This is a genomic window from Rhizobium sp. NPDC092011 (assembly GCF_044756305.1).
Lineage (GTDB): Bacteria > Pseudomonadota > Alphaproteobacteria > Rhizobiales > Rhizobiaceae > Rhizobium.
Map to the genome: position 1 here is coordinate 1 of NZ_JBIVSO010000011.1, position 15,948 is coordinate 15,948.

Below are 15,948 nucleotides of genomic sequence, written 5' to 3' on the forward strand. Positions count from 1 at the left end.
CCGACCGGCTTCCTTCGCGACAATCAGAACCTCAGTGCCATCTGTCGCGGAGCGGCAATCAGAAAACGACGAAGAACTTGTCAGCGGCAATCAGCATGATAACTTGATCCCGACCGCGACCTAAGAATCTCATCCAGATTGTCGCAAGCGTCTCATCCTGATTGCCGCGCTATATGCAGCGGAACTAAGGGGCAATGGGATTTTGCTGTTCTCAGATCAGCAGTGAGCTCCGACCGCACACTTACAGGCGCTCGTGCCTAGCGATCTCCTTCTGAAAATCCTGTGCGAGCAGTCAGTGGACTGTTGCAATCGCCGTCGGCAGCGGCAGTAGCGCTACTAGCTGGTCCACGATTGAGCGGAGCTCCCGCCAACCCTCCAGACCATGCTCATCCAATCGGAATTCTAACGCGGCCAGCATCCACCCCGAACAGGCAACATCGCTGGCCGCCCGATAGCGGTCAAATTGCTCGAAACAGGCAATGATCCAAGGATAGGCACTCCCATTTCTCAATGGGATCTTCGCCACCAGTTCGTGGGCGCTGGCGTAAGCCTCGGCGATGCGCCTCCTCTCGCTGGCGGCACTGTTCACAATGCAGTCCGCCGTGAACATCAGCGTTTTGATCAGGTCCTGTGTTTCATTCACGGCGGCACATAAAGTCCCTTGAACTCCGGATCATCGAAGTATCGCAGCTTGCGCACGAGCGCGGGCCGCTGCCCTTGCCGCAGCAGGATCATCTGTTGCTGTGACAGCCTCATGATCTCATCGGGATTAATGAGGTCACGCGCAGAAACGTGCTCGGAGGTCGAGTGTTTTCCCTCGCTCCAGGATCCGGTGAAGTACTGGGCATCCGTCTTGCCGATCGTCTTGCCAATCATCTCCGCCGTCTCGATGTCATTGACACCGAACACCTGCAGGATCCCGGCATTGGACAGGAACGTCCCTGCCCTCTGGCCGTAGGTTGCCCTGAGTTGATGAATGTCCTGAACAATCGGCCAGAGCTGAACGCCATATCCAGCCATGAGGCCCATGGCCCTTTCGATCGGCGCGAGATGGCCGAGTGCGGCGAATTCATCAAGGAGATAGAGGACGGGGAGTTTGGATTTGACTGGATCACGCGCCATGTCGGCGAGACTTTGGCTGACGAGCAGGCGCAGCCAACGGGCATAGGTCGAAAGCCGATCCGGCGGCAGAACCAGAAACACCGTTGCGTTGCGATGCTTGAGATCGGCAAAGCGAATGTCCGATCGGCCGAGGACAGCGCCCATGCGTGGACTGTCGAGAAAATGCGTGTGGCGTTGCGCAGCCGACAGAACGCCCGCGGCCTCGCGATCGGACTTGCCGAGATGGCGATTGGCGGCGCGAGCAATGAGACCGAGGATCTCGCCTGACGCCTGCATGCGGTGGAGCAGAGCCACGAATGCCTCCGGCGCCAGGGTGAGAAACTCACGCAAGCGGATCAGCGTCCGATCGTCCGGAGGCTCATGGGCAATGATGTAAAGAATGATCCCCGCAATCAGCGCCTTGGCCTCTTCGTTCCAATGCGCCTCGCCCGCCATGCCCGGTTCATCGAACACCAGTGCATCGGCTAGAGTACTGGCGTCTTCCGCAACATCGAGGCTGGACGGATCGAACGTATCGAGAGGATTGAAGGCCGCCGATGGCATGCCGGTGACCCCGAAGGGATCGAGGATGGCAACAGGTCCGAAGGATTGCCGCGCCCGGCTAGCGATCCTGGCATTCTCCCCTTTCGGATCGATGCAGATCACCGAGCGATCGGCCGTCAATAGATTGGGAATGACGGTGCCGACACCCTTGCCGGTACGGGTCGGCGCCATCGTCAGCAAATGTGCCGGCCCGTCATAGCGCAGCAGTTGCCGGCTTGTCGGATCGCGGCCAATCAGCAAGCCGGTGTCGATCTTGCCGAGCGCCTGCCGCTCCTTGCGATTGGCCCAACGGGCGGATCCGAACACCGCGCCGCGCAGATGCGAGATCGGCACGAACGCGCCGATGATACCACCCACCAACAGCACCGCGGGCAGATGCTGTGCAATGACCGTGACGGCAAAGCTGATGTATCCCTCTTCCTGGTCAGAGAGCCAATGCGCAGCGCCGTTCGCCAGCAGGATGAGCGCCGCCAATACCAGGCCGAGCAGACCGCCGATGATCGCATAGACTGGAGCGGTGACAACGGACTTCAGCAGCCGAAGGAGCTTCATCGCCTGTCCTCGATTCCAGCTTCCTCCGGGCCGGGTTGGCTGGGCGCATCGATGAACTCGGGAAACAGGATCCTGTCCTGATCGCGGCTGAGGTAGCCCGGAAGCTCTCGACGCAACCAGTTCTCCAGGTCCCGCAGAAATAGATCCTTGCCCTGCTGGAGATGATAGAGGACAAGCGCACCCAGCAGGATCTTGCGCCTCGTATCCTCCGCGCGCTCCCGTTTGCCAAGCCGCGCCATCAGGGTCTTCTTTCGCACTTCCAGTTCGGCGATGCGCTGTTCGATCGTCTTGCGCGCCATGACTATCCTTCCGCAGGAATTCCATCTCGAGCGTCGAATGCTCGGACCCTAGGCGCCCCCCTCCCGATCGCAACTGACAGAAATGGGAGTTGATGGCGTTGTGTGCCTGATCCCTACTGAAAGAGCGCAGCGATTGAAGTTCCAAGGGCGCACTTACGAGTTGCTGCGCAACTCAGCGCTCAAAACCTCCGTTTGCTTCGGGAACATGAGATTTGGCGATCTATCATTGCAGCATGAAGCCGATTGCCCGCGGTGGCGGCAGAAGCGCCGTCGCCGCAATCGCCTATCGGACTGCGACGAAGATCCTCAACGAGCGCGACGGCCTGACCCATGACTTCACCCATAAGCAGGGGGTCGAGCATACCGAGATCGTCCTTCCCAAGGGCATCGAGGCAGCCTGGGCACTGGATCGCGCAAAGCTCTGGAACACGGCGGAGCGTGCGGAGAGGCGAAGCGATGCGCGGGTTGCCCGCGAGTTCGAGCTTGCGCTTCCGCATGAGTTGAGCCCCGAACAGCGCCTGACATTGACCCGCGACTTCGCCCAGGATCTTGCCAACCGCTATGGCGCCGCCGTCGACTTCGCCATCCATCGGCCGCATGTCCAGGGCGATGTCCGAAACGCCCATGCCCATATGCTGATGACCACGCGTATGGTCAGTGCTCAAGGGCTCGGTGAGAAGACGTTGATCGAGCGGGAGAACAAGTGGCTGCTCAACAGCAACCAGCCGACATCGCACATGCAGCTTCGCGAGATCAGGCAGACCTGGGAGCAGCATGCCAACCGTCATCTGATGCTCGCCGGCCTCGATGCCAGGATCGATCATCGCTCGCATCTGGAGCGTGGTCTCGAGATCGAGCCGACCGAGCATATGGGGGTCTTTGCATCGCAGATGGAGCGGCGCGGTCTGGAGGTATCACGCGCACGTATCGACGAGAAGGCGGCACGACGCAATGCCGATCTCATCCGGGAAAAGCCGGACCAGGTCCTGTCGATGCTAACGGCGGAAAAGAGCGTCTTCGACCGATATGACGTGGCGCGGGCGCTGCATCGCTATATCGACGATCCGCAAGCGTTCCAGAATGCCTTTGCCTCCGTCATGGCCTCTCCTGCCCTTGTCGAATTGCGCGCAGAGCAGAAGGGCGAACTGGCGCGCTATTCGACACGAGAAATGCTTGAGATTGAGCACGCCCTGGCCGCTAGCGCGGAACGCATGAGCCGCTCGTCCAGCCATGGTGTCGCCGGTCGGTTTGTCGACCAGGCGGTGGCGCGGCAGGACAGCGCCATCAAGCTTGGCACCGCGGCATCGCTGAGCGGCCGTCTCAATTGCGGTGACATCACAGTCGCCGAACGAGACCGTCAGGTTGCCCAGGCCGGCTTGAGTGGCGAGCAGCGGATTGCGGTTCAGCACCTGACCGGGCCGACGCAGATTGCCGCTGTGATCGGCTTTGCCGGCGCCGGCAAATCGACGATGCTGGCGGCGGCGCGCGATGCCTGGGAACGGCAGGGATATCGCGTTCATGGCGCGGCTCTTGCTGGCAAGGCAGCCGAGGGGCTGGAGGAGTCTTCGGGGATCGCGGCACGGACATTGGCGTCGTGGGAATATGGGTGGCAGTCGGGCAAGGGCGAGCTTGGCAGAGGCGACATTCTTGTCATCGATGAGGCCGGCATGGTTGGCAGCCGACAGCTTGCGCGCTTTGTCGGCGAGGTGGAGGCGCGTGGCGCAAAGCTGGTTCTGGTTGGCGACCACGAACAGCTGCAGGCGATCGGCGCGGGATCGCCGTTCCGGGCCATTGTCGAATGCGTCGGAGCCGTCGAACTCAGGGAAATTCGTCGTCAGCGCGAGGGCTGGCAACGCGAGGCGTCGGTCGCCTTTGCCACGCATCGCACCACTGCGGCCCTTGCCCATTATGCCGACCGCGACCGCATCCAATTCCACGAAACCCGCGAGGACGCTCGCGCCGATCTGGTGCGGGACTATGTTGCGGATGTGGAGAACAACCCGGGAGGGTCGCGGATCGCGCTTGCTCATCGGCGCGTCGATGTCCGTGCCATCAATGCCGGTATTCGATCGTCACGTCAGGAGAGAGGTCGTCTGGCAAAAGGCGGAGATGATCAGGGCGAGCTTGGTCGTGAAGTCCTCTATCAGACCAATGACGGCAAGCGCTCGTTCGCGCCGGGCGATCGCATCGTACTTCTGGAAAACAACCGAGATCTTGCCGTCAAAAATGGCATGCTGGGGACGGTGGCGGCCGTCGAACCGGACGCAATACAGATCAGGCTCGACGGCAACGGGAGAGAAGGCACCCGTGCCTTGACCCTACCGGTTAATCGTTACCAAGCCTTTGATCATGGCTATGCGACAACGATCCACAAATCGCAGGGGTCGACCGTCGATCGCGCCTTTGTCATGGCGTCTGCCACCATGGATCGGCACCTCACCTATGTGGCGATGACGCGCCATCGCGACGCCGCAAAGCTCTATGCCGGCCGCGATGAACTGAAGGACATGAAGGCGCTTGGCGCCACCATGAGCCGGTCGGGCGCCAAGGAGACAACGCTTGACTACACCCGGGCCTTTGCCGACAGGCGAGGACTAGGCGACGACACCAATCTCCACGGTGAGATCGACCTCGGACCGCCAACTCGCAACATGGTGGGCAAGCTCGATCCATTGGTGCCAGCGATCACGCATTACAGCAAAAGCGTCGAAGACGTCGCGCGTGAGCGGGCACGACCGCAGTTTGATCAGGCGATGGAGGCGGTGCGGTCGGTGTGCGGCCATGTCTACGCCAATCCGGAGAGGGTGGCCGGCAAGCTTGGCGCCGCCATTCTCCAGGAGAGTGCAAATAGGGAGTTGCTGGCCAAACGGATGATCCAGCACCCGGAGCAGTTCGGAGAGCTGCGTGGCAGATCGGGCCTCCTTGGCGACAGCAGGGATCGCAAGGCAGCTCGTCATCAGGCCAGGGCGCTCGCCCATCACATCGCCTCGATCGGCCAACGGTGGGAACGCTGGCTGGAAGCCGAGCGCAGTTCGGAAACCTGGAAGCGCGAAAAGCGCGATGTCATCGAGGTTCCGGGTCTGACGAAACGCAGCGAGGCCATTCTCAGGGAGTTCGATGCCCTGCCCCAGGCCGAGCGGCCCCAGTTCCTTGCGCGCCTATCCGGCAGCCCGGCCGGGAGGGAGGCACTCACCGAGGCAACCCAGGTCGCGCAAGCGCTCGAACTGCGGTTTGGGAGCTCAGATTCACGTGACCTTACACCCGACAATCTGCGGCTTGGTGCAAAGGCCACAGTCGAGATCGAGAGGATCCGGGCAATTGCGCGGATAACAGATCGAGCTCAGCGCGCCGAGTTGTCTCGCCAGCAGCAGCTGAAGCGTGGCCTCAATAAGGGATTGAGGCTGGAGAGGTAATGCGAGCCGCGTCGCCAAACCGGCAACGGATCAATACGGCGTTCGCAACACCCTCTCCAAGCGGGGCTCTGTGCTGTTGTACCGTGACGCCAGTCCTGCTGTGCACTCACAAGCGCTCCCTTCGTCGCAATAAGCTCGCAGAAATCCATTAAGGTGCAACCGCGAACGAACTATCGAGTTCTCAGCCGGAATTGGAGGTGCCGATTTGTTCTCGAGCACCTTCAGGGCATTTGCGCACCGGTCGCTGTGGTGAAGACACGATAGACCGAACGCGTAGCGGCGATGAACAGCTGATTTCGACGCGGACCACCGAAGGTGAGATTGGCCACCGTCTGAGGAACCTTGATCTTGCCGATCAGCGTACCCTCCGGCGCGAAGCAGTGAACGCCGTCACCCGCGCTTGTCCAGATATTGCCCTCAATATCAGCCCGAAACCCGTCCGGGATGCCGGCGTCGATCTTGCAGAAAACGCGGCCATTTGTCAGGGTTCTACCATTCACGACATCAAAAACCCTAATGTGTCGCGGAGCGCTGAGATCATGGCTCGCGGCAGAATCCGCCACATAGAGTCTGGTTTCGTCAGGCGAGAAGGCCAGACCATTCGGCTGGCCGAAATCGTCGACCACGACCTCAAGCGCGCCTGTCGATGGATCAAGCCGGTAGACATTGCGTGTTATCTGCTCAGGTTCGGCCTTGTAACCCTCGTAGTTTGACAGGATGCCGTAGGTCGGATCGGTGAACCAAATGGTTCCATCCGAGCGCACGACGACATCGTTGGGTGAATTCAGACGTTTGCCCTTATAGCTGTCCGCAAGAACGGTGATGGAACCATCAGTCTCGGTACGGGTCACCCGGCGGCCGCCATGTTCGCAGGACAGTAAGCGGCCCTGGCGATCGCGGGTATTGCCGTTGGCAAAATTCGATGGCGAGCGGAAGATCGACACACCTCCGCCTGGCACCCAGCGCAACATGCGTTCATTCGGGATGTCGCTCCAGATCAGACACCCGGTATCAGCAAACCAGACGGGTCCTTCTGCCCAGCGGCAATCGGAATCGAGCTCGTCCAGTCCGGCACTCGGCACCACAAGATTGCGGAAGCGGGAATCGTAAATCTCATAGAGGGGCGACACGTCATGCGGCATTTCGAAGGTCCTGAAATTGGGAGGAATTGGTGTCAGCGCCCGCCGCCTGGGCGGCCGCCGGCAACAAGGATGACTGCAATGATGATAAGGCCAGTCAAAACGAGCCTCGGGCCAGCGCCAAACCCATAGGTGTTGAGCATGGACACGACCAGGAACATGAAGAGCGAGGCGCCCCATATCCCCGGAACGTTCGAGTCTCCTCCGGCCACCACGGTTCCGCCGATGATGACCACGGCAATCGACATCAACAGATATTCGGCCCCCATGTTGAGGGCAGCACCGCCGGAAAAGCTCGCCAGCAGGTAGCCGCAGATCGACGCCAGAATGGAGCAGAGCACATAGGTCACCAGCCGCGTGCCATCGACGGGAATGCCTGCCATGCGCGCCGCAAACATGCTTTGTCCGATTGCCGAGATCCACCGGCCGTAGATCGTCCGCTCCAGCAACACCCAGGCAAGCAGCGAGAGCACTAGCGCAACGAGCGCGATATTTGGAATGCCGAGGAAGCCTGACGTCGTGAAATCGGCCAATTGCTCCGGCGGTTTGATGCGCAGGCCACGATTGCTCCATATGGCCGTCGATTGGATGATGAAGCTCATCGAAAGCGTCGCGATGATCGGCGGGATGCGCAAAAGCTTGATGAGCGCATAATTGCCGATGCCGACGCCAAGTCCGATCAGGATCGACACCAAGAGGCCGGGCACGATCATACCGTCCTCGACATTCATCAGCTTCAGCGCCACTGTCCCGGCAAGCGTCATGGTGGAGGGTACGGACAGATCGATATTCCCCGGTCCGAGCGTGATGACAAACATCTGCCCGATCCCGACGATCACGGAGAAGGCTGCGAATGTCAGGGCCGCCTGCGACAGGCCTATCGAACTCGCCCCACCCGTAAAGAGAACGGTCACAATCCAGACGATGGTCGTGGCAAGAAAGGACCAGATCCATGGCTTCTTGCCGAGCATGCGGAGGGCGATCATGCGTGTTTCTCCCGCTTTTCGACGCGGTTGAGCAGAAGCCGCAAGGCCAGAACGATAATCAGGATGGCGCCCTGCGCACCGATCTGCCAATCCGGAGAAATCCGCAGGAATGACAGAAACGAACCCGCCAGGGTCAATGTCAGGGCACCGATGACGGCCCCGACCGGCGAGACACGACCACCGATGAATTCACCGCCACCCAGTATGACCCCGGCGATCGACAGCAGCGTGTAGCGCAAAGCAATATTTGCATCCGCGGAAGTCGTTAACCCAACCAGCGCAATGCCCGATAGCACAGCAAACAGACCAGCGAGGCCGTATGCTGCCGCACGCAAGCCCAGGACAGACCAACCGGCACGCTGAAGCGAGCGTTGATTGCCGCCGACCCCACGGATGAGAACGCCGAAAGAAGAGCGCATGAGGATCAGGTGAGAGATAAGCGCAATAATGACGCTTGCTACGATTGCCACAGGGACGAATGGCGGCTTTGACGTCATCAACCAGCGAGCCCAGTCAGGGGCAGTTCCCCCAGGTGCCGGAAGTAACAGCACCGCAAGGCCACCCCAGACAAAGCTCATGCCAAGGGTGACAACGATCGATGGTAGGTCCTTGACATAAATAATCACGCCCATGACGGCATAGACAGCAATCGCTGCGGCCAGGATGAGGACACCGAGAAGCGGCGACGACTGTAAATAGGTCGCCGCGACACAGGCGGTAAAGCTCACAAATGTTCCCATCGACAGATCGAGATCATTGACTGCCATGATCATCATCTGGGCAATCGTCGCCAACGCGATCGGCACTGCGAGATTGAAAAGAAGATTGAGCCCGACATAGCTCATCGCCCGTGGTTGAAGATAAAAGACCGCAATCAGCAAGACGCCAAGCGAAAGAGCCGGGATCAGGAGGCGCAGGGTTGAGGACGATGGACGGATCATGCGCCCTCTCCGTCAAAGGACGCTGCAAGCACATTTTCCTCCGTGATATCGTCTCCGACGAGCTCCGCGACAATTGCGCCGTCGCGAAACACGTAGGCACGGTCGCAAAGGCGGATTTCGTCCATTTCCGTGGAGTACCAGACGAAGGTCCGGCCAGCCGAAGCCTCGTCGTTCAGGATTTGATAGACTTCCTGCTTGGTGCCAATGTCGACGCCGCGCATGGGATCGTCCATGAGCACGATAGGCGACGTGGTCGCCAGGGCGCGCGCAAACAGGACCTTTTGTTGGTTGCCGCCGGACAATGACAGAATGCCGTTTGCCATGGTCGGTGTTCGGATCTCGATCCGCCCCTTCCAGTCCGCGCCAAGGCCGTGTTCCCGCTGTCTGTCGATCAGGAACACCTTCGACAGATCGCCAAGGGACGCGACGCTGAGATTTTTCAGGATGCTCCACAAAGGAAACGTCCCGTTCAGGCTACGGTCGCCGGCGACGAAGGCAATGCTATCTCTTCTGCCGGGAAACCAGCTGCTTGATAGCGAGCGATGAAGGTCGAGCAGCATATCGGTCTGACCATGCCCGGCGAGACCAGCAAGACCGATCACCTCTCCTTTGCGAGCTTCAAAGCGAAGGCCTCGCCCACCACGCGGAGGCAATGCAAGGATCTGCGGCGTAGCGGCGCGCTCCCCATCTTTGCGCTTGCGGTTCTGTTCCTTGACGACGCTACCCATTGCCTGGACAAGGCTCTTCACACCGAAGTCCCGCGCAGCGCGATCTGCAACGATGCGGCCGTCTTTCATGACCACGATACGGCTCGCGGTTGTCAGGATTTCGCCAAGGATGTGCGAGATCAGCATCACCGCGCCGCCAGCTTGGACGAAGTCGCGTACATAGGCCATCAGCTGGGCCGCGAGCCCCGCATCGAGCGATGACGTCGGCTCATCAAGAATAACGAGTTTCGGCCTCTCAGTGACGGTCGCGAAAATAATCGCGATCTCCACCATCTGGCGTTCGGCGATGGAAAGCTCGCCGACCGTGCGCATGACGTCGATCTTGTGACCGGCAAAGATCTCGTCAAGCTTGGCACCAACAATCGCAGCTGCCCGTCGACGCCAATTCCAGCCGGAGAGGCCATGATGCACGATGCGCATGTTTTCGACCACGGTCAGATTGGGAGCGAGCGAAAGCTCCTGAAAGACGCAGCGAATACCATGCGCGCGGGCCGCATTAACGCCATGCATCTTGGCGTCGCCATCATAGGCGACCGTTCCCTCATGGGGGCTGAGGCCACCATTGATGACGTTGACGATCGTCGATTTGCCTGCGCCGTTGTGTCCAACGAGTCCAATACATTCGCCGGCATGAATGGCGAGGTCGGCACCATCCAGCGCCTTGACGGCACCGAAATGCATCTTGATGCCTTTGACCGAGACGACAGCTTGTTGCTCGGTATTCTCTTCCATCACGCTATTGTCTTTGACTGAAACCATGGATCGTCCGGCCGGGCGTTGGGTCCAACCGGCACCGCCTTTGATTGGCAGCGCCGGGCTTCCTATTCGGACTACGTGATTACTTCGCTGCGGCGATAACCTTCTTTGCGTCGTCCAGTGTGTATTCGACATTGGCGACCCCACCGGCCTGCGTCGTCGCAAGGTTGGTTTCAAGATTATCCTGGTCGATGCGCAGGAACGGCACGACCAGATCCTTCTTCACCTGTTGGCCGTCTAGGATCTGTTGGGCTACCCAGAATGCGAGCGTCGAGACACCCGGAGCAATCGAAACCGACATGGTCTCATAGCCACTGGCATCCTTTTCCTTCTTCCACCAGGCGAGCTCATCCTGCCGGTTACCCATCACGATCGTCGGCATCGTGCGCTTTGCAGCGGCGAATGCCTGGGCTGCACCATATCCGTCACCACCCTGGGTGACGACCGCTGCGATGTCGGGAAGGCTCGGCAGGATGCCGGCCACGGCGCGTTGTGCGACGTCCTGTGCCCAGTCGCCATGAACTGAGCCGACGATCTTGAACTGCGGATATTTGGCCGCTGCGTCATGAATGCCGGCGGAAATCTCGTCATCGACAGAGACGCCCGCAAGCCCGCGAATTTCCAGCACATTGCCACCCTTCGGCATCTTCTTGGCGAGATAATCGATCTGGCTGGCGCCCATGCCCTTGAAATCGACGGCGATACGCCATGCGCAGGGTTCAGTGACGATACCGTCAAAGGAAACGACGACGATCTTGGCGTCGCAGGCTTCCTTGATGGCACCATTCAACGCAGTCGGAGACGCGGCATCGATGACGATCGCATCATAGCCCTGCAGGATCATGTTCTGGATCTGCGCGGCCTGCTCGGTCGCCTGATTTTCTGCCGTCGTAAACGGATCGGCAGCGGCAACAACGCCCGTCTTGACCGCATCGCCGGTCACCTTCTGCCAACTGGTCAACATGGCCTGACGCCATGAATTGCCGGCATAATTATTCGACAATGCAATCTTCTTGGATGACGTGTCTGCAAAAGCGGAACCCGGCACGACAACGCAAGCGATGGCGGCGGATGCCAGAAGCATCTTCGCAATATTCATATTTTCCTCCCAAAAGAGCCCGTACTTCCACTTCCGAGCCGAGATTTTCGAAGGCGCTCCTCAACGACCGATCGAAAATAATATTTGCACTGAAGGTTCCCCCCTCAGTAAAAGTAGGATGTCCGAGATTGTTACGCTTGTACAGGCGCTTAACGGGTGAGACGTTGCGGGATCCCGCAGAAAAAATGCGCAAATCCGCAGGACGGATAGCTCGGATAGGCGCTTAATAGCGTAGAATTCGCAATTGAGATCGATCGGAGGAGAAGCGATCGACATGCTGCCTGGGAGGGCTTGTTTTGCGCAATCTGGCGCCGGCATCGGTCTTCGACCACTATCTCAACATATCAAGGCTACTCGCCGGTCAACTCGACTTTCATTCCGTTATCCAATCGGTTGCCGCTGAAATCAGCCATGTCATCCCGCATGATCATCTGGACGTCTGCATCATTCTGGTGGATGAGCAGTTCCACACCGCATATGAGACCGGACTTGAGACGGATTGGGGGCGCCGCTTTCCAGCACCCGTGAGCAATAGCCCTATCCGGACACTTCTTTGGGGCGAGACCGACTACCTTTTGACCGATGACGCCTGGAGCGATCCGCAGTTTCATTTCCAAGGCGCCTTCTCGCATCCGATCTTTCATCAGTCACTGCATAGCCGTCTGCATGTGCCTCTTAAGGTTCAGGGTCACGTAATTGGCGCCCTCTCCTGCTCAAGCCACCGGACCGGCCTCTATACGATGGAAGATATCGAAAATGCGCGCGTCATTGCCGATCTCCTGGCCCCTCACTTCTTTGCCATCCGCGCCGCCGATCAGGCGAAGCGCTCGGCAATCGTCGAAGCGGAAGCCCGCGCGCGCGAAGAGGGTCTGCGACTTGGCGCCCTGAAACTGACCGAGGCGCTCGAAGCCGAGCGTCAGCGCATCGGCATGGACCTGCACGACCAAATCCTTGCCGATCTAACCCGTCTCTCACGTCGACTGGAGCGCCTCGCACGCCAGCCCGATGTCACAGGTGAAGCACTTGAGCCGCTGTTTCGCGGATTGCAACATAGCATGCACGATCTTCGCCAGATCATTGAGGAAGCCAAACCCTCTGTCCTTCAACTGTTCGGCTTCGCGCAAGCGGTTGAGAACCACCTGGAGCGATCCATCCAGGAAAGTGGGGCCACTTTGACATGGTCCCTGAAAGACGAGACCGGCGGCGCCATTGATTGCCTTGAACAATTCGTTTCCATCGCGCTCTTCCGCATCGGCCAGGAAGCCATCAACAACGCAATCCGGCATGCTCAAGCGAGCAGTATAGAGGTCCAGTTGAAAGCCTCCGAGAGCGCATTGACCATTGAGGTTATGGACGACGGTGTCGGGCTCGGAAACGCCCGCAGATCATCTGGAGGCGGCATAGAAAATATGAGAACTCGAGCGCGCCTTATCTCGGCGCGTTTCGCGATCAAGGCAAAGGCGGAAACCGGAGGAACGCTGGTCAGCGTCAGTTTGCCGATCGCCGCCAAACCATCGGAGAGCGCGACGGCATGAAGGTTCTGATCATCGAGGACGATCCGCTTCATCGCTCCTACCTCAGCGAAGCCATCCGCGCGGCCCTTCCTGAATGTGACGGCGTGCTCGAGGCCGAAAACGGTGGCACGGGCGAGCGGCTGGCCCGCGACTGGAAATCCGCCCACATCGTCATGGATCTGCAGATGGGCCAACGCAATGGCATCGAGGCTGCGCGCACGATATGGAAAGAGCGACCGGAGACACGTATCCTCTTCTGGTCAAACTACTCAGACGAGGCCTATGTTCGCGGTGTCTCGCGCATCGTACCGGCCGGTGCCGTCTATGGTTATGTCCTGAAATCCGCCTCTGACGACCGGCTGAAACTGGCACTCCGCAGCATCTTCATCGAGAGCCAGTGCGTGATTGACCGCGAAGTCCGCGGCATGCAGCAAAAGAGTCTCGGCAACACCAACGGCTTCACCGAGGCCGAATATGAAATCCTGGTGGACATCGCCCTTGGGTTGACCGATCGCGCCATCGCGAATAGGCGCAATCTCTCAGTGCGGAGCGTGCAGAACCGTTTGCAGCAGCTCTACGTCAAACTCGGCGTTTATCAGCCGATCGGCGGCCAGGACGATGATGGCCGGTTCAATCTGCGAACGCGAGCGGTTGCCGTAGCGTTTCTTCGAAAGCTGCTCAATCACAATGCACTTGAGCGGGCAGAGACCGATCTCAGCGTTTGGCTCGCGCGCCAGCCGCACGACTAAGAGGTAAAGCGTTGACTCCAGCATGGATCATGCTTGACGTTTCCCATCGAATAATTGTCTATTGCTAGCAATAGACATTAATCCAACCCTTGTGGAATTTGCCATGTCCGCCGTTTCTCCTGTCATCTTGCTCAATTCCATCGACGATGTCGCGGTCGCGCGGGCCATGATCCGCGCGGGAAGTCCGACAGGCATTGATGGCCTGATTGCGGTGGACCAGATCCCGCGCGGTCACAAGATCGCAGTGCGCGACATCCAGGCGGGACAGGAGATCCGCAAGTTCGGCCAACCGATCGGCGTTGCGACACAGTTCATTCCGGCGGGCGGCCATGTCCATTTGCAGAATCTGGCCGTGATCGAGTCCGAGCATCCCTATCAGTTCAGTGTCGACATTGAAGAGGCAGGCATGCTGCCGCAGGCGGACTGTCGGACCTTCATGGGCTTTGATCGAGGTGCCGGCGGCGTCGGCACCCGCAACTTCATCGGCATCATCACCACGGTGAATTGCTCGGCAACCGTCTCGAAATATATCGCCGAGCATTTCAACCGCAGCGGCGGCTTGGATGGCTTCGACAACGTCGACGGCGTGGTGGCCCTCACCCATGGCGGCGGTTGTGCTATAAACACCAATTCCGAAGGATATCGTTATCTGGCACGCACCCTTCAGGGTTACGCGCGCCATCCGAATTTCGGCGGCATCCTGATGATCGGCCTAGGCTGCGAAACCAACCAGATCGCGCCCATCCTCGAACACTACAAGCTTGAAGAGGGAAACCGGTTGCGCACCATGACCATCCAGGATCTGGGCGGCACTCGCAAGACGATCGCCGCCGCATCCGAGATGATCCGCGACATGCTGCCCGAGGTGAATTCCGCCAAGCGTACCGTTCAACCGCTCTCGGGTATCAAGCTCGCCCTGGAATGTGGGGGGTCAGACGGCTATTCGGGGATCTCCGCCAATCCCGCACTTGGCTACGCCTCCGATCTGCTCGTGCGCAATGGCGGAACCTCGGTATTGGCAGAAACGCCGGAGATCTATGGCGCGGAGCACCTTTTGACACGCCGCGCGGTCACGCCGGCGGTTGCCGAGAAGCTCCTTTCGAGGATTGACTGGTGGCGCGATTATACCCGCCGCAATGGCGCCGAGCTCAACAATAATCCGTCCTATGGCAACAAGCTCGGCGGCTTGACGACGATCCTTGAGAAGTCGCTGGGTGCGGTCGCCAAGGGCGGGTCCATGCCGCTCAAGGCCGTCTACGAATATTCTGAGATCGTTGACGAACCCGGTTTCGTCTTCATGGATACACCCGGCTACGATCCCGTCGCCGTCACCGGCCAGGTGGCAGGCGGCTGCAACGTGATCTGTTTCACGACGGGTCGCGGATCGGTTTCGGGCTTCAAGCCGGCGCCCTGTGTCAAGATCGCCACGAACACCGAAATGTATAACCATATGCGCGAGGACATGGACATCAACTGCGGCGACATCGTCAGTGGCGACGACACGATCGAGGCGGCCGGCGAACGGATCTTCGAGGAAATCATCGCTGTTGCCTCCGGAAAAAAGACGCTGAGCGAGACCTTCGACTATGGCGACAACGAATTTGTTCCGTGGCAGGTCGGCGCGATCACCTGATTCAGTGCTGCGGTGGCGCCTTTCAACATTCTCAGTCATTTGCGACCGCTCGCAATTGGTTGCTACGTCTGCCATCTTGAATTTATCTAGACTTTGACCGATCTCCTCAACCGGACCGAAAGCGCGGTTTGCTACGCCTCCCGCAACCGGGAGATCCGAGAATGTTTAAGTTCGTCGCACTGGCCGCGCTCTGTCTGGCCGCATCCTTCACGATGGCAGGAAGCTACAAGTTGCCTTCGAAGCCTCTGAGCCTGTCGGTGCGGTCGGACGCGGATCCGGCTTGCAATATCAAGGGCAATATCAGCGCCTCTTCTGGCGAACGGATCTATTATGTTCCGGGCCAGAAAAACTATGACGCGACGCGCGTGAATTATTCCCGAGGCGAACGCTGGTTCTGCAGCGAGACGGACGCGCGGGCCGCCGGTTGGCGAAAGTCCAAAGTGCAGTAGCAGCCAAGCCGCGACCATACGCGGA

General features: G+C 59.4%; 13 protein-coding genes. 5 read left to right on the forward strand and 8 right to left on the reverse strand.

Annotated elements, in window-relative coordinates:
* Nucleotides 1-292 precede the first annotated feature (292 nt).
* From ACIQJ2_RS29545 to ACIQJ2_RS29555, 3 genes are read right to left on the reverse strand one after another with little or no spacing between them, the layout of a single operon-like run.
* Nucleotides 293-643 (reverse strand): hypothetical protein, encoded by a 351-nt coding sequence (locus tag ACIQJ2_RS29545; RefSeq protein WP_400674112.1) that lies wholly within the window; start codon nucleotides 641-643, stop codon nucleotides 293-295.
* Nucleotides 640-2,217, reverse strand: coding sequence for a type IV secretory system conjugative DNA transfer family protein (locus tag ACIQJ2_RS29550; protein WP_400674109.1), 1,578 nt, complete (start codon nucleotides 2,215-2,217; stop codon nucleotides 640-642). Before ACIQJ2_RS29550 ends, ACIQJ2_RS29545 begins: the two co-directional genes overlap by 4 nt.
* On the reverse strand, nucleotides 2,214-2,516 hold the full coding sequence (locus ACIQJ2_RS29555; protein WP_400674107.1) for a mobilization protein: 303 nt from the start codon (nucleotides 2,514-2,516) through the stop codon (nucleotides 2,214-2,216). Before ACIQJ2_RS29555 ends, ACIQJ2_RS29550 begins: the two co-directional genes overlap by 4 nt.
* A gap of 212 nt (nucleotides 2,517-2,728) precedes the next feature.
* On the opposite strand from ACIQJ2_RS29555, the gene traA reads away from it, so the two are divergent.
* On the forward strand, nucleotides 2,729-5,929 hold the full coding sequence (gene traA, locus ACIQJ2_RS29560; RefSeq protein ID WP_400674104.1) for a Ti-type conjugative transfer relaxase TraA: 3,201 nt from the start codon (nucleotides 2,729-2,731) through the stop codon (nucleotides 5,927-5,929).
* A 221-nt stretch (nucleotides 5,930-6,150) separates the two neighbouring features.
* Here the strand turns inward: traA and ACIQJ2_RS29565 are convergent, their stop codons facing one another.
* The 5 genes from ACIQJ2_RS29565 to ACIQJ2_RS29585 all read right to left on the reverse strand — a co-directional run bounded on the left by ACIQJ2_RS29565 (nucleotide 6,151) and on the right by ACIQJ2_RS29585 (nucleotide 11,578).
* Nucleotides 6,151-7,071 carry an SMP-30/gluconolactonase/LRE family protein gene (locus ACIQJ2_RS29565; RefSeq protein WP_400674101.1) on the reverse strand — a complete coding sequence of 307 codons (921 nt, stop codon included), beginning with the start codon at nucleotides 7,069-7,071 and terminating at the stop codon, nucleotides 6,151-6,153.
* A 32-nt stretch (nucleotides 7,072-7,103) separates the two neighbouring features.
* A complete protein-coding gene (locus ACIQJ2_RS29570; RefSeq protein WP_400674099.1) occupies nucleotides 7,104-8,054 on the reverse strand; it encodes an ABC transporter permease in 951 nt (316 codons plus the stop codon).
* Nucleotides 8,051-8,995, reverse strand: a complete 945-nt coding sequence (locus tag ACIQJ2_RS29575) for an ABC transporter permease (protein WP_400674097.1) — start codon at nucleotides 8,993-8,995, stop codon at nucleotides 8,051-8,053. The genes ACIQJ2_RS29570 and ACIQJ2_RS29575 overlap by 4 nt, the downstream gene beginning before the upstream one ends.
* A complete protein-coding gene (locus tag ACIQJ2_RS29580) occupies nucleotides 8,992-10,455 on the reverse strand; it encodes an ATP-binding cassette domain-containing protein (protein WP_400674127.1) in 1,464 nt (487 codons plus the stop codon). The genes ACIQJ2_RS29575 and ACIQJ2_RS29580 overlap by 4 nt, the downstream gene beginning before the upstream one ends.
* A 106-nt stretch (nucleotides 10,456-10,561) precedes the next feature.
* Complete coding sequence (locus ACIQJ2_RS29585; protein ID WP_400674094.1) at nucleotides 10,562-11,578, reverse strand: ABC transporter substrate-binding protein; 1,017 nt, start codon at nucleotides 11,576-11,578, stop codon at nucleotides 10,562-10,564.
* Nucleotides 11,579-11,874: 296 nt separating this feature from the next.
* Between ACIQJ2_RS29585 and ACIQJ2_RS29590 the strand changes: the two genes are divergently transcribed.
* The 4 genes from ACIQJ2_RS29590 (at nucleotide 11,875) to ACIQJ2_RS29605 (ending at nucleotide 15,923) form a co-directional block, all read left to right on the forward strand.
* Entirely contained in the window at nucleotides 11,875-13,113 is a 1,239-nt protein-coding gene (locus ACIQJ2_RS29590) for an ATP-binding protein (RefSeq protein ID WP_400674092.1), read from the forward strand.
* Entirely contained in the window at nucleotides 13,110-13,841 is a 732-nt protein-coding gene (locus ACIQJ2_RS29595) for a response regulator (RefSeq protein ID WP_400674090.1), read from the forward strand. Before ACIQJ2_RS29590 ends, ACIQJ2_RS29595 begins: the two co-directional genes overlap by 4 nt.
* 103 nt (nucleotides 13,842-13,944) lie before the next feature.
* Nucleotides 13,945-15,474, forward strand: coding sequence for a UxaA family hydrolase (locus tag ACIQJ2_RS29600; protein WP_400674088.1), 1,530 nt, complete (start codon nucleotides 13,945-13,947; stop codon nucleotides 15,472-15,474).
* A gap of 161 nt (nucleotides 15,475-15,635) precedes the next feature.
* A complete protein-coding gene (locus ACIQJ2_RS29605; RefSeq protein WP_400674085.1) occupies nucleotides 15,636-15,923 on the forward strand; it encodes a hypothetical protein in 288 nt (95 codons plus the stop codon).
* Nucleotides 15,924-15,948: the final 25 nt, after the last annotated feature.

Bases quoted from the DNA above. Each gene is read 5' to 3' on its own strand.
- ACIQJ2_RS29550 (WP_400674109.1), bottom strand. From the start codon at position 2,217: ATGAAGCTCCTTCGGCTGCTGAAGTCCGTTGTCACCGCTCCAGTCTAT.
- ACIQJ2_RS29555 (WP_400674107.1), bottom strand. From the start codon at position 2,516: ATGGCGCGCAAGACGATCGAACAGCGCATCGCCGAACTGGAAGTGCGA.
- ACIQJ2_RS29565 (WP_400674101.1), bottom strand. From the start codon at position 7,071: ATGCCGCATGACGTGTCGCCCCTCTATGAGATTTACGATTCCCGCTTC.
- ACIQJ2_RS29570 (WP_400674099.1), bottom strand. From the start codon at position 8,054: ATGATCGCCCTCCGCATGCTCGGCAAGAAGCCATGGATCTGGTCCTTT.
- ACIQJ2_RS29575 (WP_400674097.1), bottom strand. From the start codon at position 8,995: ATGATCCGTCCATCGTCCTCAACCCTGCGCCTCCTGATCCCGGCTCTT.
- ACIQJ2_RS29580 (WP_400674127.1), bottom strand. From the start codon at position 10,455: ATGGAAGAGAATACCGAGCAACAAGCTGTCGTCTCGGTCAAAGGCATC.
- ACIQJ2_RS29585 (WP_400674094.1), bottom strand. From the start codon at position 11,578: ATGAATATTGCGAAGATGCTTCTGGCATCCGCCGCCATCGCTTGCGTT.
- ACIQJ2_RS29595 (WP_400674090.1), top strand. From the start codon at position 13,110: ATGAAGGTTCTGATCATCGAGGACGATCCGCTTCATCGCTCCTACCTC.
- ACIQJ2_RS29600 (WP_400674088.1), top strand. From the start codon at position 13,945: ATGTCCGCCGTTTCTCCTGTCATCTTGCTCAATTCCATCGACGATGTC.
- ACIQJ2_RS29605 (WP_400674085.1), top strand. From the start codon at position 15,636: ATGTTTAAGTTCGTCGCACTGGCCGCGCTCTGTCTGGCCGCATCCTTC.